Source organism: Pseudoalteromonas sp. SWXJZ94C, from assembly GCF_015864385.1.
In the GTDB taxonomy this organism is placed as follows: Bacteria; Pseudomonadota; Gammaproteobacteria; order Enterobacterales; family Alteromonadaceae; genus Pseudoalteromonas.
The window spans coordinates 1-24,302 of sequence record NZ_JADYXF010000055.1; the positions used below are offsets into that span (position 1 = coordinate 1).

Consider the following 24,302-nt stretch of genomic DNA (forward strand, 5'->3'; position numbering starts at 1 on the left):
CGCCTAAGGCGTTCAAAGTTGTTCCATACAACTTTGTGGGAGGGGCGCTTTACGTCTCAAGCATTATTAGATGAAGCTGCACTTGCCGCCTGTATGACGTATGTAGATTTAAACCCCATTAGAGCTAAAATGGCTAACACCCCAGAAGAGCCAGACCATACCAGCGTCCAAGAACGTTTAACACACGCAAAGGATGGCAAACAACCAAAAAAACTACTTCGCTTTGCAGGCATGCCACGCCAAATAATGCCAAAGGGACTCCCGTTTGAGCTTAAATCGTACCTAGAACTGGTTGAATTAACAGGACGTTGTATACGAGAAGACAAGCGAGGGTATATTGAAAGTACACACTTGCCTTTACTAGAAAGAGTGAGTATCTCCCCAGAAAACTGGTTAAAACTCACCACGCAATTTACATGTGTATTTCATGGTGCAGTAGGCAGGCCATCCTCACAAGCACGTTACTGTGAAAATTTAAACAGAAAGCGGCGGGCAAATATCAGTAATTGCGAAAAGCTACTCGCATAAGACTTAAACTTCTTAGTAAGAAATTAAAACTGTAATTATGCAGTTATTCTCATGCGTGTAATTTAGGTTTAAGGGTGCTAATGACTTACTAAATGGATGAAATTAAAATAACCTAGTAGGAAAGGTAAATAATTAACCTAAAAAGTAGATTTTATGGCACAGTTTTATTTTTTAATTAAAGTGGCTGTCTAGTTAGCTGTGGTTTGTGATATGAGATACATGATAATAAAATAAAGGCATCAATTTTGAGGTTTACAAACCAACTCGTTTTGACTTCAAGGGAGCGTCCATATATGCCTAGTTAGCTTCTATAAATTCAATACCTTTTCAAGGTAATCTGTACTGCGTGTCGCACAAATACTAAAGTGTTAGCTTTATAAAATAACTGTATCTACTAAGTCATATTATTAATAAAGATTAAAACCTAGGGAACCAAAACATGATCTTTCGTACAACGACCTGTTTCATCATTGCCTTTACTCTTGGTGCTTGTAAAAGTACTCCTGTTCAAACTAAAATTGGTGGAATAATAAGCCCTAATTATGTATTTCTAACTAATGTACAACAAGCAGTAAATGTTGGTGAAGTAATGACATCATCGGCACCACTTCTTGAACATAAGCAAGTTATTATTAGCACTCCCATTAAAGCTGAAACACCTCATAGAAATAAAGTGTTTAATGTAACTGTTGAACCAGGTTTATATAGATTGATTGCTGAAGATAATGAGGGGCAGTTTTATGAAGCAGAGGATACTGTTATTGATGTGAATTTACGCAAGGGCGTTGGTGGAATTTACATTCCAAATGAAAAACAAAGAAAACCAGCGCTTTATTGGCATTGGGAACATTCACTTAAGAACTCTCCTAATGGTGTGGTATATGTAGCATATTTTGATGATTTACCAAAATATAAAAGTACTAACGTTATTCAGGCTTCTAGCAATCATGGATTTGTTTCTACTATTACATATGCTGGCATTGCTGGGGGGCAAATAAAGTTAGTATATAGAGAGTACACTGATGGACTAGCTAGAGAAGCATTTACTCAAGAGGTTGCTTTAGATTATGTACCAGAAAGTACCTATGCTTATAAAAATGCAAAATTTATTATCCATAACGCAAATAATATGGAGGTTTCGTATACTTTGAAAACACCATTATAAATTAAGTTTATAATTGTGTTTGCAAAGCTAGCAAGGTACTTAAACGCAACTAAAACAGTTGGTTATGTTCCGCTTCGCTGCCCATCATTTTAGTCCGCTTAATGCGGCGTTGAGGCTGTAGAATTACTCTTTTTTAGAAAAACTGCTTGTTTTATGGGTTCCAAATGCATTACCTAATGCTTTAAAAGCGCTTAGAGTTAATTAAAGGAGCTCGTGTTTTAATTGAATTTGGCTGTTGGAGTTATTCTACATCCTCATTAGCTTTTTAGGAGTTACCAATTATGAATGAGATCGCTAAAAGTTATCCTCAGGTGATATTGGGAATCATAATTTTATCTGCTATTTTTGCAGCTATCCGGTTTATATTTTCTCAATATTTAGAAAATAAAAAAAGTAAGTTTTCAAAAAATAGAACTCATAAATAACATTCTAAAATTTAATGTTAATAAACCGAATTCTCGTCATAAATTTTTAACTGAACAAGCTTTTTCAGCCGTTTTCGGTCGTTTTTTTCATTCAATGAAGTAAAGGCATTGTTAAATTACGAATCACCTTCAGAAGCTGTTCTATTATTTTTAAAGGGAAGACAGTTTTTAAAGGTATCTAGAACTGGTAAAACACTTGTTCTAAAATCTAAATACCGTAAATTTACAGTGTTAAGAATTGACTTTTACTTACAAAATTTAAAGTTTTTCTTTTTCTATATTTTATTTTCACTCATTAACATTTTCCCAATTACTGTTATTTTTACTATTTATTCTAACAACAGTTGGTTAGTCCACAACCTCGGTTTTATTAATATATTTTGGGCGTTCATCGCTGGACTTTTAACAATAGTGTTAATGCTTTTGGCCTTATTAAGCATGTTACAATCCGGAAAAATAGACAAAGCATTTAAACTGGTCGCTAAAAACAGCTAAGCTAGGCAGTAATGAGGCAGGCTGTCTAGCGTCGGTGCTTTTATAGATGAGAAAACAATTAGTGTGGGCCTCGCTTGTGTAAAAACAAGCGGGGGCTTTTTTATGTGTTTAAAACAAATAAGAGATAGTTAGGTTACCAGATGCCGCAACATAGGTGCCTGATTGAAACATAAAATCTTCATATTCATCAGCTTGACGTAATGTTAAAACAAAATCTAACGCAGTAGGACCCCAATTATAACCTAAACCACCACCAAGCTGGAAGCCAGACATGGTTTCATTCTCACCTCGAGCACTCCACTTGTCAGAGAAGAAACCTGCACCACCATAGCCTCTAAAGCCTTTTTTAGAAAAGCCAACTCCACCATAAGCCATTAGGTCGAAGCCATCACTTTCTATATTTGAAAAGTCATCATTTTCTAATGAAAAATAGGTGCCTCTAATTTGAAAATGATTATTAACTGCGTAACCTGCTGCTATGTTAAAACCACTAAAATCTAAGTCTTCACTTGAGCTATTATCATTAACCAATGAAAAAGCATAAGCACCAGCTCCTATGCTCCAGTGTTTTTCTTGAACGGGTACCTGCTCGTTTGCATACGCATGCGAACCTAATATTAGCGATGATAAAAGTAAAGTTCCTTGGAATGTTTTTTTCATTATTTTTCCTATTTTATATTTTAAAATGTAGTTAAAAAAGCGTCATAAAAATAATTTATGAGACACGGTTGTTGTAATTGAAAACCCAACAATGAACAATCACTTACGGAGTTGTTTAAATGCAGCGGAAGATAAAAATCGGCGGGAGAGTAACCTATATGTATATTGTGTGTCTATAGTTAAGTTATTGTTTATCTATGGCATTTTACTATAGCCATATTTTAAATGGCGAATAGGATATCTATACACTAAGTCTATTACCTAGAATATTTTATTTTGAATTGGTTTGGCTTATTCATTAATCTGTTGTTGTAGAGCTACTTTAAAAGCATTAACCTGCGTTAAATCACTTGAAACAAACTCATTTTTGATATGCCCATGATCTTTTATATCCCTTTATTACTACCTCATTTTAAGCAAATTGAAATTGGCGATACACTAACATCGCTTTGGAGTGGCTGTGGCAGTATTGTGCAGTGCCAGCTTGATAATGAGCTATGCGTTATTAAGGCGATTAAAATCCCCAGCTATATAAATCATCCTAAAATAAAACAAAGCGAATTTGCGCTTAAAAGAAAGCAGCACTCTTATAACGTTGAGTACAATTTTTATAGGCTTTATAGCCAGCATTTGCCAATAGATGCGCAAAGTATTGACTGTATAAATGCTATTAATAAAGATGATGAATATGCGCTGGTGTTTAAAGACTTTACTAAATATGGATTTATGCAAGCAGGTATAGGGCATATAAAAGCCATATTAAAGTGGCTTGCGTACTTTCATGCGTTTAACTTATATAAGCCTGCAGATGGGTTATGGCAGCAAGGCAACTACTGGCATTTAAGTACGCGCCCAGATGAGTTTAATAAACTCAAAGACAACCTTGATAAAAAGTCCGATATTAAAAATGCTGCATTTAAAATAGATGAGCAGCTACAAAGTTGTGATTACAAAACATGGATTCATGGTGATGCAAAACTTGCCAACTTTGCAGCTAGTGAGTGTGGTGAAATACGTGGCTACGATTTTCAATATATAGGTACAGGTTGTGGAATAGTTGATGTAATGTACTTTATGACCAGCTGTTTTAATGATGAACAATTACACGAGTATGCTGATGAATATCTTGCATATTATTTTGATAATTTAAAAACTGCGATTACTACTTATCACCCCCAGGCTCCTGTTAATAAAATAGCTGACGATTGGCGTGCTCTATGGTCTGCTGCTTGGGCTGACTTTTATCGATTTTTAGCTGGCTGGAGCCCTGAGCATCAAAAAATAAATAGCTATATGCTTAAGCAAGTAAACAACTGGTTAGCGAGTAACATTTAATAAACAGGTTTTGTTAGTCTCTTGCATAAATATCAAACAAAACAATACATTTTGGCACGATGTATGAAAATCTCTTTAAAACTAAAGGTCAAATGACCTTTTTTAATATAAAATACTGCAAATTCTTGTATCAGTAGGTTTATATCATGGCAATTCACGTTATTTCTCACCCTCTTGTTCAACATAAATTAGGTTTAATGCGCGCGCATGGCATAAGCACTAAAAGCTTTCGTGAATTGTGTTCTGAAGTAGGAACATTATTAACCTACGAAGCGACCAAAAACCTTCCGCTTGAAGATAACGAAATTACCAGCTGGGATGGTAACAAATTAAATGTGCAGCATATTAAAGGTAAAAAAATCACGGTAGTGCCAATTTTACGTGCAGGCCTTGGTATGATGGACGGCGTAATGCAATTATTACCGGCTGCTAAAGTAAGTGTTGTTGGTCTTCAACGCAACGAAGAAACACTAGAACCAATCCCATATTTTGAAAAGTTAGTAGGCAATATTGACGAGCGTTTAAGCCTAGTAATTGACCCAATGCTTGCAACGGGTGGCTCAATGATTGCCACTATCGATATGCTTAAAAAAGCAGGCTGTAAAGAAATTAAAGTAATTATACTTGTAGCGGCACCAGAGGGCGTTGCAAAAACACTTGAAGCTCACCCAGACGTAGAAATATTTACCGCATCAGTAGACAGCCACTTAAACGAAAAAGGTTACATAGTGCCTGGTTTAGGTGATGCAGGCGATAAGATATTTGGAACAGTTTAGGAGCTTTCAGTGCAAAATAATGCCACTTTTTCGATAAAAACTATTTTAACCGGTGCACAAATGCTGTTTGTAGCGTTTGGTGCGTTGGTACTTGTGCCGCTATTAACTGGGCTCGATCCGAGTGTGGCATTGTTTACAGCAGGGTTTGGTACTTTGTTGTTTCAGGTAGTGACTAAAGGTCAAGTGCCTATATTTTTAGCCTCTTCATTTGCTTTTATTGCACCTATAATTGCTGCCGTACAAATGTGGGGAGTACCCGCTACTATGGGGGGCTTAATGGCGGCAGGTTTTGCGTATATGCTGTTGAGCTTATTAGTAAAATTTAAAGGCGTAGCAACGCTTCATAAAATTTTACCGCCAGTGGTTGTTGGTCCGGTAATTATGGTTATTGGTTTAGCGCTTGCGCCTGTTGCTGTAAATATGGCAATGGGTAAAAGTGGCGATGGCAGCTTGCAATTAATTGATTACAACAGTGCTATTTTTATTTCGATGTTTTCGTTAGTGGTTACGCTTATTTTTGCAGTGTGGGGAAAGGGCGTATTTAAGCTTATTCCTATATTAGCTGGTGTTGTAGCGGGTTATGGCTTATCGCTTGGCTTAGGTGTTGTACAATTTGACGCAGTAAATAATGCACAATGGTTAGCTGTGCCTAACTTTACTTTACCGGAATTTAAATGGCAGGCTATTTTATTTATGGTACCTGTTGCTATTGCGCCTGCAATTGAACACATTGGCGATATGATGGCTATTAGCCAAGTAACCAATAAAGATTTTTTGAAAAAGCCTGGTTTGCACCGTACTCTGTTTGGGGATGGCTTAGCTACATCGGCAGCTTCATTATTTGGTGGACCACCTAATACCACTTATTCAGAGGTAACCGGTGCGGTTATGCTAACTAAAAACTTTAATCCAAAAGTAATGATGTGGACTGCAGTTATTGCTATTGCCTTGGCATTTATAGCTAAAATGGGCGCAGGGCTACAAACAATACCTGTGCCTGTAATGGGCGGTATTATGATTTTACTTTTTGGATCTATTGCTGTTGTTGGTTTAAACACACTTGTTAAGTCGGGTGATGATTTAACTGCACCGCGTAATTTAAGTATTGTCGCACTTATTTTAGTGTGTGGTATTGGTGGTATGCATATTGGTGGCAGCCAATTTAGTTTGGAAGGCGTAAGCTTATGCGCTATTTTAGGTATTATACTTAACTTAGTATTACCAAAAGCAGAGTCTGAGACCGCTTAATTTTGCACATTAGCTAATTAGTTTGCACCATAATAGCGCATTTCAAATGCGCTATTTTTTTAACTCATTAAAAAATATACAAAAATAATATTGGTCTAGTACCTGCATTTAACCCTACAGAACGCATTATATGCAAGGAGTTACTATGTCAGAGGCCAATATTGTGGATATAACCCCGTTTTTAGCAAAGCACCAACTGCCTTTAAAGTATCAATATTTGAGTGAGCAATATTTTGTTCCACTTGCGCATGACATTCTCGAATCAAAAAAAACATCAACTCCTATTTTTGTTGCTATAAATGGCTGCCAAGGCTCTGGAAAGAGCACGTTAGCTGATTTTTTAGTAACGTGGTTTTCAAAAAATACGGCACTAAACAGCGTTGCGCTGTCGATAGATGATTTTTATTTAACTAAACAAGCACGTAAACAGTTAGCTGAAGATGTTCACCCTTTATTTACGACGCGTGGCGTACCAGGTACACATGATACTGAATTAATGAATAGCACCATTTCGCGTTTATTAGCGGGTGATATAAATGTGCCTTTACCGAGTTTTAATAAGCACGAGGATGATTGTGCTCCTCAAAATGAGTGGTTAACTAACGCAGCTTCCGTCGATATTGTTATTTTAGAAGGGTGGTGTGTAGGTAGCGAGCCGCAACCGCTATTCTCATTGAGTGAACCACTTAACGAATTAGAGCAGTTTCATGATAAAGAAGGCGTGTGGCGCCGTTGTATAAACAGCTGTTTGGCGAATGAGTATAAGGCAATTTTTAATAAGATTGATTACACCGTTATGCTTAAAGCGCCAAGTTTTAGTGATGTGTTTACATGGCGCCAAGAGCAAGAGCAAAAACTAATTGCTAAAAAAGGTGCTGGTACAGGTACCATGAATAGTGAGCAATTGGTGTGGTTTATTTCTCATTTTGAACGGATCACTCGCGAAAACTTAAACACCCTCAGCACAAAAGCAAATGCACTGATAGAGCTTGATAGCAATCGCGATATAAGCGGTATGCATTTAATTAGTGACGATACCTTGCAGCCTATTATATTTACTGATCTTGACGGTACTTTGCTCGACCATGCTGATTACAATACCAGTAATGTGAGTGAGTTATTACAACAATTGCAAAGTGCTCACATTCCTGTGGTATTTAATACGAGCAAAACGTTTTGTGAAGTAGCTGAAATAAAAAATGAGTTAAGTATTCAACAACCTTTTATTGTTGAAAATGGCGCGGCAGTTTACATACCTGAAAACTACTTTGAACTAAAACCTATTGGTTGTAAAAAAGTGGGTGACTATTGGTGTCATTCATTAGCGCTGCCTTTATCAAGTCTTTTAAGTGATTTAGATTCGCTTAAAAATGACTATAAGTCTCATTATAAATTGTTTAGTAACTTAACAAGCGAGCAAATATCTGAGCTTACAGGATTAACCGATGCACAAGCAAAGCGTGCACAAACACGAGATTACTCAGACCCACTTTATTGGTATGGCAGCGATGACTTACTAAACACCTTTGTGCAAGATGTTAAAGCGCTTGGTTACGATATAAAAATAGGTGGTCGGTTTATTCATATTGCCAAAAATACAGACAAAAGCGCTGCACAGCAGTGGTTAGTTAAACAGTTTACCCATCATTTTAGAAAGCCTCTCACAGTTATAGCATTGGGCGATAGCGATAACGATAAGCAAATGTTAGAGCAAGCAAATATTGCCATTATTATTGCAAATCCGGCGAGTAAAAAGCCGGTTAAATTGTCACATAACAAAGCGCGATATTCACAATCACCAGCACCATTAGGTTGGATTGAGGAAATAACATCACTGCCTTGTATAAACAGTATTTTAAGTATTACTGAGGAGAAAATATCTCATGGCTGATTTTTACCAAAATGGCGTAATTACTACGTTACATAATATTGCTGACCGACCAATTGAAGACCTAGAAAAAGAATTATTAGGGTTCAGTAAGCAGCGTCCAATGGGGCTTATATTGCCTTCGCTATATAGCGAATTGGAAGGCTCGGCACTTAAAAATATAGTAAGCGAATTACGCGAAGTACCTTACTTATCGCAAATTACAATTGGTCTCGACAGGGCTGATGAAGCACAGTATCGTCATGCGCTCAGCTTTTTTAAAGAACTAAATCAAAATCATAAAGTATTATGGAACGACGGTCCTCGCTTGCAAGCACTCGATAAAGAACTACAAGAACTTGGCGTTGCACCACGAGAGCTTGGTAAAGGCAGAAACGTTTGGTATTGCATGGGTTATAAGCTAGCAACGGCGGAAGTAGAGTCTATAGCATTGCACGATTGCGATATTTTAACCTACGATAGAAGCTTACTTGCTAAGCTAATTTACCCAGTGGCGCATCCTCGTTTTAACTACGAGTTCTGCAAAGGCTTTTACCCGCGTACAGCAAATGGAAAAATTAATGGTCGTGTATCACGTTTATTAGTTACGCCATTACTGCGTTCATTTAAAACAATATTAGGTAACCGCGACTACTTAGAATACATGGATTCGTTTAGATACCCATTAGCGGGTGAGTTTTCGTTTAGACGTGACGTACTAAACGATATTCGTATTCCAAGCGATTGGGGATTAGAAATTGGCGTATTGAGCGAGATGTACCGTAACTACTCGCATAACCGATTATGCCAAGTAGATATAGCCGATAACTACGATCATAAACATCAAGAACTATCGCTTGACGACCAAAGTGCTGGGTTATCTAAAATGTCGATTGATATCACCAAAGCATTATTTAGAAAGCTAGCAACGCAAGGTGTTACGTTTACCAGTGAAACTATTCGCTCACTTAAAGCTACCTATTACCGTATTGGATTAGACTTTATAGAAACTTACCACAACGACGCAATAATGAATGGTTTAACGCTTGATGTGCATCAAGAGGAAAAAGCAGTAGAAATGTTTGCACAAAATATTATGAATGCAGGTCAACACTTTTTAGACAACCCGATGGAAGCGCCATTTGTGCCAAGTTGGAACCGTGTTGTATCAGCAATGCCAGACGTGCTTGAACGCTTAAAAGAAGCGGTGGAGCTTGATAACGAAGAATATAGCTAACCCAAAAATAAGTAACCTGAGGTCAGGTTAAGTAATTAAAAATAAAAAGGGGCGCATGTGAGTACAGTTAACGAATTATTTTTACAACAGGTTGAGCATCATCTTCGGATAATTTATGACGATGTTGAACTACCTTTACCTATTACTGAGCTTGCTCAGCAACTGATTAAAATTATTTTAGGTAGCAGTCCACTGCGTGACCCTACACCGCATACAAACCGGTGGGATGAACAAGATATTGTTTTAATTGCGTATGGCGACTCAATTATTAAGCATGATGATAGCGAGTTTGCAGTATCGAGCCCAATTGAAGCACCGCTCAAAACATTGCATAGATTTATAAAAGAGCAATGTGATATGCAACTTAATGCTCTGCATATACTTCCCTTTTATCCGTACAGCTCTGATGAAGGCTTTGCGGTAATGAACTATGCGCAAGTAAACGAGTCTTTAGGTGACTGGCAAGACATTAAAAATATAGCCAAAGACGTAAAGCTAATGGCTGATCTAGTTATTAATCATTGTTCGAGCAGAAGTATATGGTTTGAAAACTTTTTAAACGATTTACACCCAGGTAAAGATTACTTTAAAACAGCCAGTTTAAATGATGATTTAAGCCAAGTAGTGCGTCCACGCACATCATCGCTTTTACATACTGTGAACACGCCTAGCGGCGAAAAGCATGTATGGTGTACCTTTAGTCACGATCAAGTTGATTTTGATTTTGCAAACCCTGATGTTCTAAAAGAGTTTGTGGGTATTATTCGCCATTATTTAGATAATGGTGTGCGCTTATTTAGACTCGATGCTGTTGCTTTTTTATGGAAGCAACTAAATACAAATTGTATTAACTTACCGCAAACACACGAAGCTGTTAGATTAATGCGCACGCTTATTGAGCACGTAGAGCCAAGCGTGGTTATAATTACCGAAACAAATATCCCAAATCAAGAAAACCTATCGTATTTTGGTAACGCAAATGAAGCGCATGCTATTTATAATTTTGCACTGCCGCCATTATTACTACATACATTATTAAGTGGTGATAGCACCGCCCTTAAACATTGGATGATGAGTATGCCACCGGCACAAAATGGCACCGCTTATTTTAACTTTATTGCATCGCATGATGGGGTAGGGCTTCGTCCAATTGAGGGATTACTTCAGCCAAGCGAAGTGGCTTCTTTAGTTACAACCACTATGCAGTTTGGTGGTCGGGTATCTATGCGTACTAGTAACGATGGCACGCATACGCCTTATGAACTTAATATTGCATTATTTGATGCGCTACAAGGTACGCACAATGGACCTGATAAGTTTGGGCTTGAGCGATTTATGTGTGCCCATGCAATTATGTTTGCGCTTGAAGGCATACCCGGTTTGTATATTCATAGTTTATTAGGCACAACAAACGATTATGAGCGTTTTGAAAACTCACAGCATAACAGGGCTATTAACCGTCATCGTTGGCAAGAATCTAAACTATTAGCTGCGATCAGTGAAAAATACAGCCATCATCACAAAGTATTTAACGGTATTAAATCGTTATTGGGTGTACGCAAAAAGCAAAGTGCATTTCATCCAAATGCAACGCAGTTTACACTGCACTTAGCGGGAGGTTTGTTTGGTTTTTGGCGCCAAAGTATCGACAGACAACAAAGTGTATTTTGTGTTTACAATATTAGTGATAAGCCTGAAACACTTAAGTTAGCTGATTTAAACTTAATAGATACACAGCAGTGGTTTGATTTAATTGCTGATAAACTGATAGAAGAAGGGCAGCTCACTATTGAAATGGAGCCATATCAAAGTGTGTGGTTAAGTAATATAAAATAGCTTAACGTATATATAAAAATGCCAGTTTGTTTAATCAACTGGCATTTTTTTAACTAAAAACTATTAATTACTTTAAATTAAAGTTTATATGAGAGGCTAACATAGCCAAAACGACCAATGTTGTCGTAACTTGCGCTCTTTTCGCCTGTTCCACTCGTACCGTAAGGTAACTCGCGATTAAATACGTTATCAACACCAAATTTAACGGCAACACCGCTATCAAAGCTATAGCCAACAGTAATATCGGTTATAAAATATTTACCGTAAGACATTTGACTGCTTGGATTAGGGTTGCTATCAAGTGAGAAATTTGTGTATAGCTCTACTTCACTCAAAAAGCGTGTTTCAAACGTAGAGAAAAAACGATCATACGTGTAGTTCACAGATAGGTTTGTCTGCCATTTCGCTTCACCAGAAGTACCGGCTGCTTCAATATAACTCGAAGGATCATCTTGGAAAGGGAAGTCTTTACGTTCAATTAAGTAAGTACCTATTAAGCGTGTTTTAAAGCTACCTTCAAGTGCGTCAAAATCGTAGCCTAGTTCGAAATCGATACCTGATGCTTCTTGACCGGCAACATTTAGTACTGAATTTTGAATTAGTGAAATTTCGCCATTGGCATCGCGTGTAATAAGGTTACAATATTGGTTATTAACACCGGTTGTGCTATCTACACAACGATCAAGAATATCTTGAGCATCAATTGTATCAATTGCATCATCGAGTTCAATTTTCCAGTAATCTATTGTAAGTACAGCGTTCTCTAAAAACTCAGGTTGGTAAACAATACCCACAGTTGTACTGGTTGATTCTTCACCTTTAACGTCTCGGTTACCGCTTTGTAAGCCATCGATACTTGCCGAATCATAGTCAGAGTTAAAGTCGGTTGCGACGTTTAATGCTGCACAATTAGCACGACGAGTAGAGCTATTTTGTAAATCGTTAAGATTTTCTGAGCGACAAGGATCATCAATATTATAGAAAGTTTGGCTTGGAGCACCAAATACTTCGCCTATATTAGGCGCGCGAAGTGCTGCAGATTGCGTAACACGAACACGTAGTTCGTCATTAACTGTCCAATCAAGTCCTAACTTCCAACTTGTTGCTTCCCCAATAGTGCTGTAGTCAGCATGACGCACTGCAGTATCAAAGACTAAATCTTGAATAAATGGTAGGTCAGTTAATATAGGCATTGATGTTTCAAAAAACACTTCGCGTACGTTAAATGAGCCTTCATCTTCGCCTAATGCATTAAAGAACGTACCTTCTGCGTTATCAGGCTCTTTTGTTTCGCTTTCTTCTTTACGGTATTCAGCACCAAAAGCAATACCAACATAGCCAGCTGGTAGCTCAAAAATAGCGCCGTTTGCAAGTGATGCAGAAACGACAGTTTGTTTAATTGTAGAAGTACCAATTGACACTGTATTAATATAATTAATAGCGTCTTGTGTTGGTGCACCATTACCCATAATATTTACTGGTACACAGCCTTCTGCTTGTGCTGCAGCACTACGACACACAATGTTGCCATTTGTATCTTCAACGGCATCAAGCGCATTAAAGTAGTTAGCTAAAATCATGTTAGCGCCGTTTTCACGCTCTAGATCTGTTTGACCGTATACTATTGAGGTATCTAATTCCCAGTCTTCAAAAACAGTGCCTTTTAAACCGGTAACAAAGCGGGTTGTTTCACGTGTGTTGTTTTCTATACGACGCCCTAAATCAGACATCATACGATTAATCATAATTGACTCTACACCTTCGCTTTCCATACGGGCTTTAATATCAGGTGCTAAGTAGGCATTATCAATTTTAATGCTATTTTCATCGTCATAGAAAAAGAATGCAGGTTGACCTATGCTTTCACCTTGGCTGTTTACGTATTTAGCATCAAAGTAAACGTTTAAGTCGTCGGTAATATCGTAATTTGTTTTAAAGTTAACATTGTAGCGTTTAAACTCTGGTTGAACTTCTTCATACTGACCAAGGTTAAAGTAGTCACACTCAGCGCAAAGTAAGCCATCTACATTATTGCCTAAGTATAAATTACGAGATGAGCTGTCAGGGTTAAAGCTATTTGTAAAGCCATCTTCTAATGCGTAAACACCAGCATCATTAATCGCATAATAACCTGCATTAGGGGTTAAAATTTTATCAGGGAAATTAATATCATCTTTATTTGCGTCTGTTTGAGCTGTATTACGTAAACTACTAAATGATGTACTTGTCCATGGGTGATCAAGTGCATTTAATGAATCTTGACCAGAATATTCCACTGCAAATGCAGCATTACCACGACCATTATCGAAATTAGAGCCGTATGAGAAAGATACTTTTTCGTTATTGTAGCTGCTTAGATCGGCAAAACCACGAGTAACGCTAAAGTCCATCCCTTCAATGTTATCTTTTAGAATAAAGTTAACAACACCAGTTACCGCATCAGCACCGTATACAGCAGATGCACCACCGGTAATTATTTCAACTCGCTCAACCCAAACGCTTGGGATTGTATTCGTATCTACTGCCTGAGAGCCAGCTGAACTAGACACATGACGTTTACCATTAACAAGCACAAGTGTTCGGTCTGTGCCCATATTACGTAAATCAAGCAGATTCAAACCTGCAGTACCAATAGAGCGACCCGAATTAGCTAAAGAGTAAGTATTACCCAATGCTGGTAAATTATTTAGGGCTTCACCAATATTAACAGCGCCAGTATTCATAAGCTGTTCGCCGGTGATCACTGTAACCGGTGCAGGTGCTATTGCGCCTTCGCGTAAAATACGTGAGCCAGTTACTTCTACGCGTTCAATTTTAGTTATTGCTTGCTCATCTTGAGCAAGTACAGAATTACTAGCTGTTGCAGCAGCTGTAATAAGAGCAAATTTAATGCTATTACAAATTAAAGAATGTTTCATTGTTTTCCCAAGAGCGGTTATTTTAGTGCAACCAAATAGACTAAATAAAGTGTTTAAAACACAATAAATAGCGCTATTTATAATTCATTTTATTATTTAAGGCGCAATTATGGCACGGTGAAATAATGAATAAAAGTACGTTAATTTAACGAATGTTAATGAATATTAAGGATATTTATTTTTAACCTGTTTTTTATTGATGCAATTATTGCAATTGTAATTGGCTTTGTATTAGCCCTTAATAAAGTGGGGTTTAAACTTGTTGCTTGAGAAGTGAACGTTATGATGGATTTTTATATATGTTTAGGTCGTTATTTAGCAGGATTGTTTATTTTAACGCTATGTGTATTTATTTACTTTTTTATACGTAACTAACTTAATCGTTATAGCTGATCTTTTATCACTCAATTAAGTTTATTAAGTGTAAAATATAGCTCTTTTTATAATCGCTAAATAATCCATGTTAATTAGGGGATTTAAAATAAACAATGCGGAATATGAATATATTTCATTTTATTGGGTGAAAATATGCATAAAAAATTTATTTAATCGTCACTAAATAGAGTGACACACATAAAAAAGGCTCAATTTATGAGCCTTTTACTATAAATTAAACTTACATACTATATGAGAAAGTAATATAGCCAAAACGACCTATATTATCGTAGCTAGCAGAACCTTCTCCATCTCCGCGCGTACCAAAAGGCAGCCCACGATTGAATAAGTTATCTACGCCTACTTTTAAGCCAACACCATTATCAAAGTTATAACCTACTGTCATATCTGAAATAACGTAAGTACCATAGCTAGTTAAGCTATTTGGGTTAGGGTTATCACTTAATTCTTGATCTGTGTATAAGCTTACTTCTTCAATATAACGCGTACTGAATGTTGTATATAAATTCTCGTAGCTATATTCAAGATTTAAGTTAGCTTGCCATTGTGCTTCACCTGTAACACCTGCGTTTTCTATATAGTCACTAGGTTCATCTTGGAACGGGAATTCTTTTCGCTCAATCAAGTATGTACCTATGAGGTTCGTTCTAAAGCTACCCCCTAATGCATCAAAATCGTAACCTAATTCAAAATCGATACCAGATGCTTCTTGACCAGCAACGTTAAGTGCTGAATTTTGTATTAATGATATTTCACTATTAGCATCACGGGTAATTAAACTACAGTATTGATTAGAAATACCTGAGCCGCTATCTACACAGCGATCTAAAATATCCTGTGCACTAATATAGTCAATTGCATCTTCAATTTCAATTTTCCAGTAATCGATAGTTAGTGTTGAATTTTCTATAAATTCTGGTTGGTAAACTAAACCGATTGTAGTACTTGTTGACTCTTCGCCTTTAACTTCACGATTACCACTGCTTAAACCTTCAAGTGTTTGTGAGTCATAATCTGAATCAAACCCTGTAGGTACACCTAGTGCAGCACAGTTTGTACGACGTGTACTGCTGTTTTGTAAGTCGTTTAAGTTATCAGCCTGACAAGGATCGTCAACATCATAGAAAGTTTGACTTGGTGCACCAAAAATTTCACCAATATTAGGTGCTCTTAGTGCTTCTGATTGAGTTAGACGAAAACGTAACTCGTTGTTTAGACTCCAATCAAGACCTAATTTCCAGCTAGTTGCATCGCCAATTGTACTGTAATCAGCATATCGTACAGCTGCATCAAATACCAAATCTTGAACAAATGGCATATCTGAGAGTAGTGGAACAGATACCTCTGTAAAAATTTCTTTTACATCAAAGTCACCTTGATCTTCGCCAAGAGCGTTAAAGAACGTACCTTCAGCATTATCAGGTTCTTTTGTTTCACTTTCTTCTTTACGGTATTCAGCACCAAAAGCAACACCAACGTAACCTGCTGGTAGTTCAAATAAAGCACCATTGGCAAGAGACGCAGATACTACAGTTTGAGTTATTTCTGATGTGCCAGTTGATACTGTATTAATGTAGTCAATTGCTGCATCACTAGGTGCGCCAAAGCCCATAATATTTACTGGTACACAGCCTTGTGCTTGAGCAGCTTCGCTACGACAAACAATATTACCGCTATCGTCTTTAACTGCATCGAGTGCATTAAAGTAGTTAGCTCTTATCATGTTTGCGCCATTTACGCGCTCTAAATCAGTTTGACCACGCACTATTGACGCATCTAAATCCCAATCACTAAACACAGTGCCTTTAAGGCCTGCTACAAAGCGAGTAGTTTCGCGCGTATTATTCTCGATACGACGACCTAAGTCAGTCATCATTCGGTTAAGGCTAATTGATTCAACGCCTTTACCCTCGTCAGCTGCTTCCATAAGAGCTTTTACACTCGGATCTAAGTAAGCATTATCAATTTTAATGCTATTGTCAGGATCAAAGAAAAAGAATGCAGGTTGACCAATACTTTCGCCTTCACTATTTACGTATTTAGCTTCAAAGTAGGCATTAAGATCGTCAGTCACATCGTAATTAACTTTAAAGTTTACATTGTAACGTTCAAATTTAGGTTGAATCTCGTCAAATTGAGCTAGATTAAATGAGTCACAATCGGCACATAATAAACCATCAACATTATTACCAGTGTATATATCACGGTGAGAGCCATCAGAATTAAAGGTATTAACAAAACCATTACCTAAATCAAATACACCCGCATTGTTTAACGCGTAATAACCTGCATTTGGTGTATATATTTTATCAGGAAAATTAGGATCGTCTTTATTTGAATCATTTTGTGCTTGGTTTCGTAAGCTTGAATATGACCCATCAGTCCATGGATGATCTAATGCATTTAAAGACTCTTGAGCTGAGTATTCAACTGCAAACGCAGCATTACCACGACCACTATCAAAATTAGAACCGTACGAGAACGTTACTTTCTCATTATTGTAATCGCTTAAGTCTGAAACACCTTTAGTGGCGGTAAAATCTAAGCCTTCAATGTTATCTTTAAGTATAAAGTTAACAACACCTGTTACAGCATCAGCACCGTAAACAGCAGATGCACCACCGGTTACTATTTCTACGCGCTCAACCCATACGCTAGGAATGGTGTTTGTATCAACAGCTTGAGAACCTGCAGAGCTTGATACATGGCGCTTACCATTTACAAGTACAAGCGTACGGTCGGTACCCATATTACGTAAATCAAGAATATTTAGACCTGCAGTACCAATAAAGCGACCTGAGTTTGCAAGCGAGTAAGTATTACCTAAAGCCGGCAGTTTATTTAGTGCCTCACCAATATTTACTGCACCTGTATTAAGTAATTGCTCACCAGTAATTACAGTTACTGGTGCCGGAGCAATAGCTCCTACGCGGCTTATTTTAGAGCCTGTTACTTGTACACGTTCTATTTTTTGAGTATCAGCGTCTGCTGCAATAGCTGTGTGTGATAAACCAATAGCGCTTAAACACAGCGCCGTTTTTATACTGCTTGAGATTTTGTTGTAAGATTTCATGTTATCCCCTAGATGAATCGTTTGTTTTTAAAATTACTTGCAACATAATTTTCATGTTAATAGTTATTTGACTATAAAATTTACATTACGTACCTAGATTTAACACTTAATTTGACTGGGGTAATTAATTTTCGTTGAACCTACAAATAAAAGCGATAAAATAACTTGTTAAAATTCAATTAAAACAATGACTTAAAATTGTAATGGTTAACGTTATGGTTTTGTTTTTATCAACATGTAAATGCTATGTTTATTTTTTTTTTTGTTATCTTCATGAATTTACGGTAATTATATGGGGGGTTAATTGATGACTTAATTAACTGTTTCTAAAAAGGGGATTGTATTTCATGTTAATGTTGCGTTTTAGAGGGTCAAAGGTTGTTATATACTCAAATGAAATATTAAGATAAATAATATCTCAATAAAATAATTTTCTATTCATACTTTAACTGTAAAGCCCCTTTACAGTTAAAAAGCAATGTTTGCATCGTACTTTCCTTTGTATAATTGATACAATTAGCTGTCTTTAATTTATAAGGTTGTTTATGAAATTTTTATTTATATTTATTACGCTGCTATTTAGTTCATTAGCATTTTCAAATCAGCCCGTTGATCTTGAAATAAACATGAAAAATACAGGTCTTGCCTATAAACAAGCAGTACAAGCAACGGATCTTACTACGTTCAATACAGCAATAGACGAGTTTATTAAGCTGGTTAAAGTAAGTAAAACCGCTAAATTTTACAAAAAGCCTGAACAATCATTACAAGGTCTTGATAAAGTGATTGCTCAAGCAGAGCTTGCTAAAAAATCAGCTAACGAGCAGGGACTTACTGAAGCAAAATCATCTTTGAAAAATATAGATAACTTACGTAAAAAGTATCATGAGTTACATGAACCACCGGGGTTTTTTGAATTATTATTCGGCTCATAATCACACGTGTAAATAATCAGATTTTTTAGCAAGTATTTTTCCTACTAACAGCTATGACTTTTTTATAACAGAGATATAGCTATTAGAATTCTTTACTAGCAAAAAGTAAACGTAACCATATTAATAAATAAGTAAATATTTTAACCAAAACATTGGTTATATAAGGAGTAGCAATGGAAATTTCAGTTTCAATGTTAGAAGGTCAAAAGCAAAGCGCAAAATTTGGCGATTTAGAAGTAGTAAGCGATCAAAGTGTTGCTGCAGGTGGTAATGCAGAACATCCCGAACCATTTGATTACTTTTTAGTAAGTATGGTTTTATGCGCCGGATTTTATGCTCGTAAATTTTGCGAGCAACGTGATATTTCTACCGAAGGTATGACTCTTAAACAAAATAATGAAAATGTTGACGATAATGGGAAAAAGTTATTCTCTATTGAGATCAGTTTGCCAGATGGTTTTCCTGATAAATATAAAAAAGCACTAATTGCCGCTGTTAATACATGCACTGTTAAAAAAGTAATTCAGGCCGTTCCTGAGTTTTCAGTTGTTGTAAAATAATTTACTTATTAACCCAGAGGTTTATGCCTTATAAGCCTCTGGGTGTCTTTATTACTATTTCTTTTTCATTCCTTGAACTGCTTTGAAACGTGGGTTATTTTTACAAATAACGAATACACGACCTTTACGCTTTACTATTTGACAGCCAGGGCGTTGTTTTGCGCTTTTAAGTGAACTAAGTACCTTCATTGTTACGCTTCCTTTTTACCAGACGAAAGACCTTTAAAGCGACGATTGAACTGTGCAACCCGTCCGTCGGTTGTAACTGACTTTTGCTTACCAGTGTAAAAAGGATGAGAGTCACTAGACACATCTATAGGCACGTACGGATAAGTTTTACCCTTGAGTTCAATTGTACGATTAGTTTTAATCGTTGAGCCAATAATGAAATAACTATCGGCAGCTGTGTCGTGAAAAGCTACCTCGTTGTAATCAGGATGAATGTTTGGTTTCATGATACACCTATATAAATGTTATGTGATATTGTATCATTTAATTTAACTCATTTATTTATACTTTGCAAATGATTTTAAAAGCTTCTAAAAGCATCAATTTGATGGCTATTTGTGCAAACAAATCAAAAAATAAGCACTTAGATCAAAAATGCTGGCTATTGCCGTTTAGGCTGTTATAACTATATTTAAGTTAATTAAAAACGTTAACAAACGCATTTAAAAGTAGAGCACAGAGGTAACGTATGAGTGACGCAACAAAACAAGAAGAACAAATTGATCAAGGGGTAATGGATACCCTAAGAGAGCGCGACCATAGTGTTTTAGCTCAGCAACTTAACCCTCTAAGTTGTAATAATAATGATATTGTAGAGCTACTTGCCCATTACATGGCATTGAGTGAACAAGATAATGACGAGCTGTTTGATGATTGGTTCGATAACTTGTCAAAAGAACAACATACTGTATTAAAGGTATTTGAAGTGTATCGGGGTCAGTACGAACACCAAAACTAAGCTAACCATATGAAGTTTGTTTTTTACTTAGTAACTAATTTAACTACCCGTTACTTAAATTAGTTACTTATTATTAGTTACTTAATATAGCTTTATTGGGTAACTAAAATAAGAATTTAGTTTATTTGCTTAACGTAAGTAATAAATACAACGATTAGGTGGTTTCTTAATTATGCCTAAAAGAAGTACCCTCATTTATAAATTAGCGTTAATGCCGCATAGGCAGTGCCTAATAGCTAGTAACTCATCGATAATACTCATAGCTAGCACTAATCGATAATCACTAATAAATCGATAGTCATAAATAAATAGTCTCTGACATCCTTTTCTAAATAACGAACTAATTAATTCAAACTAATACTTAATAGATTCTGTACATGCTACACCAGTCAGCAATAACACTTAATCAGTTTTAGGCATCAAATTTGGCCGCTAGCTACATAAAAACTTCTTATTTACGACAGTATAAATACAGAAGGTAGAGCAGTGCAGAAGTAATTACAGAGAATCACGGAATAACGAATTTTTCTTTTTTATCAATAACGCATTCTTACCTCAAATAAATTACTTAATTAAGTCGTTCGGTATTAAAAATTTGGTATTAAAAATCATTTTGAGAAGTTACTTGGGAAGTTAATTGTATTTAGGAGGGAAGGGTCTTGATATGAAACTTATAAATTAACGAAATTAAAAGCTAAGTTTGGAATATAAAGTAGAAATTAAGAATATAAACAAAGTAGCAATAAAATGAAGACATAAAAAAACTCACTTATAGATAAACTACAAGTGAGTTATTAATGTGTAAATAAACACATTAACTAAAACATGTTAGATAGAAACGATGTTTTCAGCTTGAGGACCTTTTTGACCTTGTGTAACAGTAAACTGTACACGTTGGCCTTCAGCTAGAGTTTTGAAACCGTCGCCAGAAATTGCGCTGAAATGAGCGAAAACATCAGGACCAGATTCTTGTTCAATAAAACCAAAACCTTTTGCTTCATTGAAAAATTTTACAGTACCAGTAGTTGTGTTAGACATAATAAATATCCTAGAAATTAATAAAAATGTGCCTGAAGATAGGCGATTGAGCCGAAAAAAATTATTTAACTGAGGACAACGCGAAAAATTATTACTAATAACAACGTGGTACTTACAAATAAACAGAACTTCTTTCAAGCTTATATATATTGATGGGTTATTACTAACCCATCAATGAAAACATGTTAGATACAAACGATGTTTTCAGCTTGTGGACCTTTTTGACCTTGTGTAACAGAAAACTGTACACGTTGGCCTTCAGCAAGAGTTTTGAAACCGTCGCCAGAAATCGCGCTAAAATGAGCAAAAACATCAGGACCAGATTCTTGTTCGATAAAACCAAAACCTTTTGCTTCATTAAAAAATTTAACTGTACCAGTAGTTGTAGACATAATAGATATCCTAGAAATTAATAAAATTTGCCTATAAATAGGCGATTGAGCTGGAAAAAAAGTATTTAACTGAGGATAACGCGAAGAATTATTACTAATAACAACGTGGTACGTACAAATAAACAGAACTTCTTTCAAACTTATATATATTGACGGGTTAATTATAACCCATCAATTAAAACAATTTAGATGCAAACGATATTTTCAGCTTGCGGGCCTTTTTGACCTTGTGTAACAGTAAACTGTACACGTTGACCTTCAGCTAATGTTTTAAAGCCGTCACTGGTAATTGCGCTAAAATGAGCGAAAACGTCAGGACCAGACTCTTGTTCAATAAAACCAAAGCCTTTTGCTTCATTAAACCATTTAACTGAACCAGTTGTTGTATTAGACATAAAAAGTATCCTAAATAATAATTATATTGCGCCCTAAATTAGGCGATAAACAAGGAAGAAAACATATTTAACTGAGGATAGCGCGAAGGATTATATTACTAATAACAACGTGGTACTTACAAATAAACAGGGCTTTCTATCAACCCGATGCGACGGATAGTACCAGCATGTTTAAACGTATAGCAAGTTTTTTCTAAAATACTTTTAAACAACGCAACTAGCATGGCTCAACTTAGCTATAATTTTACAACCACGCTTTTATATTTTCTTATTAGGTTAAAATGCAACATTACTATTGCTAATTTTATATAATGTTCTAGTGTGAAAGTGTTGAGTTTATTATATATAGGCTTGATTTGACTTAAAATTACATGCGGATAAATTACGGCATATTTTAGATGTGCTGCAAACTATTAAAATACGTTAAATAACAGGATCACTATGACTAAACCTGAAGTTCCAAAAAATGAAGCTGCGCGTTTACATGCACTCAGAACTTTAAATATTCTTGATAGCTCACATGAAGAAAGGTTTGATCGTGTAACCCGTATAGCAAAACGTATGTTTGATGTGTCTATTTCACTTGTAAGTTTAGTTGATGAAGATCGTCAGTGGTTTAAATCAAAGCAAGGGCTTGATGTTTGTGAGTTACCTCGTGAAACATCATTTTGCGGGCATGCAATAAATGAAAGTGAGTTATTTATAATTCCGGATACCTTAAAAGATAAGCGTTTTTTCGATAATCCCTTTGTTATAAATGATCCTAAAGTTCGTTTTTATGCGGGGTATCCTTTAAAGCTTAGACAGGGAATAACCATTGGTACTTTGTGTCTTATTGATTCTAAACCAAGAAATTTAACAGAAGAAGATCAACAATTACTTAAAGATTTAGGCGCGATGGTAGAGCAAGAAATACAATCTATTCAGCTCGCTACAATAGATCAGTTAACAATGATATCTAATCGACGTGGCTTTCTAAATTTAGCCGAACATAGCCTAAGTGTATGTAAGCGCAATAAAATATCGATGTCTTTTATACTGTTTGACCTAAATAAGTTTAAGCTTATTAATGATGTTTATGGTCATCATGAAGGTGATTTTGTGCTTATTACGTTTGCCAAAATTATGCTTGAGTCATTTCGTGATTGCGAAATTATAGGACGACTTGGCGGGGACGAATTTGTTGCGATGTTAAGTGACTCTGATGAAAAAAAGGCAAACACTGTTCTACAACGATTTGCAGATGCTATTGAACAAGCCAATAACACTATTAATAAACCATACAAAATTCAATATAGCGTAGGGGTAATGAATTACCCTTATGATACCGAAAACACAGTTGAAGAAATGCTTCAAGGCGCAGATGCAGCAATGTATAAAAATAAAAAAGCATTGTGCGCTGAATAATTTAATTATTAGTAAACATGTTTCCTGAAGTTACATGATTGCAATACAACGGTATCTCCAATGTGATAAATACTTCTGTTACTATGCATAAATATGTATAAATTTACTATGGGAGTTAAATCATGGATAAATACCAAGTTAGTGTAATATCTGTATCGGGGAACACATTGCCACTTGTTAAATCTTTGCGGCTTATTGGTTGCTTAAATTTAGAACATGCAAAAGAAATACAAACTCACCTTCATAAATCGCTACCTTGTGTGCTCATTGCCGGAGTAGATAAAAACGTTGCTGAGCATGTGATAAAGCTCTTGAATGATGCCGGTGCCGTTTCTAAAATCGAGTGCTCTTCTATCAACGATCCAATGCTATTTACTCCAGCAGCTAATAAAACGTATGTATGGAATTGGTTAGGCATTAGAGCTCGTTAATTTTTTATACAAATTCTCAATACTTATTTTATGCTCAATCTTCGGGGTTTAGTCCTGAGGAATCCCCACAATTTGATAATATAAATCAATAAGGTAGTTTAAAAAACAGTTGAAGTGCACAGCCAATTTTGATCTTATATGTTTTTCCGACCAAAGAAATTACAAAGTAAATCGACTATGCACTTGAGTAAATTATTACATAAAACTTTTTCTAATAC

Annotated in this window: 20 protein-coding genes and 1 pseudogene; 13 read left to right on the top strand and 8 right to left on the bottom strand. The window is 36.0% G+C overall.

Features of this window, described 5'->3' with window-relative positions; genetic code table 11:
- Positions 1-528 (top strand): annotated as a pseudogene (locus I6F65_RS18625) (transposase); the annotation flags it as partial.
- A gap of 439 nt (positions 529-967) precedes the next feature.
- A complete protein-coding gene (locus I6F65_RS18630) occupies positions 968-1,693 on the top strand; it encodes a hypothetical protein (RefSeq protein WP_166109485.1) in 726 nt (241 codons plus the stop codon).
- 1,028 nt (positions 1,694-2,721) lie between these two features.
- On the opposite strand, the gene I6F65_RS18635 is transcribed toward I6F65_RS18630, so the two are convergent.
- Positions 2,722-3,273, bottom strand: a complete 552-nt coding sequence (locus I6F65_RS18635) for an outer membrane beta-barrel protein (RefSeq protein WP_166109487.1) — start codon at positions 3,271-3,273, stop codon at positions 2,722-2,724.
- Between the two features lie 378 nt (positions 3,274-3,651).
- On the opposite strand from I6F65_RS18635, the gene I6F65_RS18640 reads away from it, so the two are divergent.
- The 6 genes from I6F65_RS18640 (at position 3,652) to I6F65_RS18665 (ending at position 11,572) form a co-directional block, all read left to right on the top strand.
- Positions 3,652-4,608, top strand: coding sequence for a kinase (locus I6F65_RS18640; protein WP_197114353.1), 957 nt, complete (start codon positions 3,652-3,654; stop codon positions 4,606-4,608).
- 146 nt (positions 4,609-4,754) lie between these two features.
- Positions 4,755-5,384: a uracil phosphoribosyltransferase gene (upp, locus tag I6F65_RS18645; RefSeq protein ID WP_024611433.1), complete on the top strand. Its 630-nt coding sequence runs from the start codon at positions 4,755-4,757 to the stop codon at positions 5,382-5,384.
- 9 nt (positions 5,385-5,393) lie between these two features.
- Positions 5,394-6,632 (top strand): uracil-xanthine permease family protein, encoded by a 1,239-nt coding sequence (locus I6F65_RS18650; protein ID WP_197114355.1) that lies wholly within the window; start codon positions 5,394-5,396, stop codon positions 6,630-6,632.
- 145 nt (positions 6,633-6,777) lie between these two features.
- The gene (locus tag I6F65_RS18655) at positions 6,778-8,523 is read left to right on the top strand and encodes an HAD-IIB family hydrolase (protein ID WP_197114357.1); all 1,746 of its coding nucleotides are present in this window, start codon (positions 6,778-6,780) and stop codon (positions 8,521-8,523) included.
- Positions 8,516-9,736, top strand: coding sequence for a glycosyl transferase (locus I6F65_RS18660; RefSeq protein WP_024611431.1), 1,221 nt, complete (start codon positions 8,516-8,518; stop codon positions 9,734-9,736). Before I6F65_RS18655 ends, I6F65_RS18660 begins: the two co-directional genes overlap by 8 nt.
- A 57-nt stretch (positions 9,737-9,793) precedes the next feature.
- Complete coding sequence (locus I6F65_RS18665; RefSeq protein ID WP_166109497.1) at positions 9,794-11,572, top strand: sugar phosphorylase; 1,779 nt, start codon at positions 9,794-9,796, stop codon at positions 11,570-11,572.
- A 77-nt stretch (positions 11,573-11,649) separates the two neighbouring features.
- On the opposite strand, the gene I6F65_RS18670 is transcribed toward I6F65_RS18665, so the two are convergent.
- Complete coding sequence (locus I6F65_RS18670; RefSeq protein WP_197114359.1) at positions 11,650-14,490, bottom strand: TonB-dependent siderophore receptor; 2,841 nt, start codon at positions 14,488-14,490, stop codon at positions 11,650-11,652.
- 616 nt (positions 14,491-15,106) lie between these two features.
- Positions 15,107-17,959, bottom strand: a complete 2,853-nt coding sequence (locus I6F65_RS18675) for a TonB-dependent siderophore receptor (protein WP_197114361.1) — start codon at positions 17,957-17,959, stop codon at positions 15,107-15,109.
- Between the two features lie 545 nt (positions 17,960-18,504).
- On the opposite strand from I6F65_RS18675, the gene I6F65_RS18680 reads away from it, so the two are divergent.
- Both I6F65_RS18680 and I6F65_RS18685 read left to right on the top strand, forming a co-directional pair.
- Positions 18,505-18,894, top strand: a complete 390-nt coding sequence (locus I6F65_RS18680; RefSeq protein ID WP_166109503.1) for a cytochrome b562 — start codon at positions 18,505-18,507, stop codon at positions 18,892-18,894.
- Positions 18,895-19,067: 173 nt separating this feature from the next.
- Positions 19,068-19,454 carry an OsmC family protein gene (locus I6F65_RS18685; RefSeq protein ID WP_024611426.1) on the top strand — a complete coding sequence of 129 codons (387 nt, stop codon included), beginning with the start codon at positions 19,068-19,070 and terminating at the stop codon, positions 19,452-19,454.
- 54 nt (positions 19,455-19,508) lie between these two features.
- Here I6F65_RS18685 and ykgO read toward each other — a convergent pair whose 3' ends face one another.
- Complete coding sequence (ykgO, locus tag I6F65_RS18690; RefSeq protein WP_002958669.1) at positions 19,509-19,643, bottom strand: type B 50S ribosomal protein L36; 135 nt, start codon at positions 19,641-19,643, stop codon at positions 19,509-19,511.
- A 2-nt stretch (positions 19,644-19,645) separates the two neighbouring features.
- Complete coding sequence (locus I6F65_RS18695) at positions 19,646-19,909, bottom strand: type B 50S ribosomal protein L31 (RefSeq protein WP_024611425.1); 264 nt, start codon at positions 19,907-19,909, stop codon at positions 19,646-19,648.
- Between the two features lie 242 nt (positions 19,910-20,151).
- On the opposite strand from I6F65_RS18695, the gene I6F65_RS18700 reads away from it, so the two are divergent.
- Positions 20,152-20,421, top strand: a complete 270-nt coding sequence (locus I6F65_RS18700; protein ID WP_024611424.1) for a hypothetical protein — start codon at positions 20,152-20,154, stop codon at positions 20,419-20,421.
- Positions 20,422-21,249: 828 nt separating this feature from the next.
- Here I6F65_RS18700 and I6F65_RS18705 read toward each other — a convergent pair.
- The 3 genes from I6F65_RS18705 to I6F65_RS18715 form a co-directional block, all read right to left on the bottom strand.
- A complete protein-coding gene (locus tag I6F65_RS18705) occupies positions 21,250-21,459 on the bottom strand; it encodes a cold-shock protein (RefSeq protein WP_006792548.1) in 210 nt (69 codons plus the stop codon).
- A 185-nt stretch (positions 21,460-21,644) separates the two neighbouring features.
- Positions 21,645-21,851, bottom strand: a complete 207-nt coding sequence (locus I6F65_RS18710; RefSeq protein ID WP_029880466.1) for a cold-shock protein — start codon at positions 21,849-21,851, stop codon at positions 21,645-21,647.
- 185 nt (positions 21,852-22,036) lie between these two features.
- Complete coding sequence (locus tag I6F65_RS18715; RefSeq protein WP_024611422.1) at positions 22,037-22,246, bottom strand: cold-shock protein; 210 nt, start codon at positions 22,244-22,246, stop codon at positions 22,037-22,039.
- A gap of 441 nt (positions 22,247-22,687) precedes the next feature.
- Here I6F65_RS18715 and I6F65_RS18720 point away from each other — a divergent pair, with 441 nt between their 5' ends.
- On the top strand, positions 22,688-23,653 hold the full coding sequence (locus I6F65_RS18720) for a sensor domain-containing diguanylate cyclase (RefSeq protein ID WP_197114363.1): 966 nt from the start codon (positions 22,688-22,690) through the stop codon (positions 23,651-23,653).
- Positions 23,654-23,775: 122 nt separating this feature from the next.
- A complete protein-coding gene (locus tag I6F65_RS18725) occupies positions 23,776-24,084 on the top strand; it encodes a hypothetical protein (RefSeq protein ID WP_024611420.1) in 309 nt (102 codons plus the stop codon).
- Positions 24,085-24,302 lie beyond the last annotated feature (218 nt).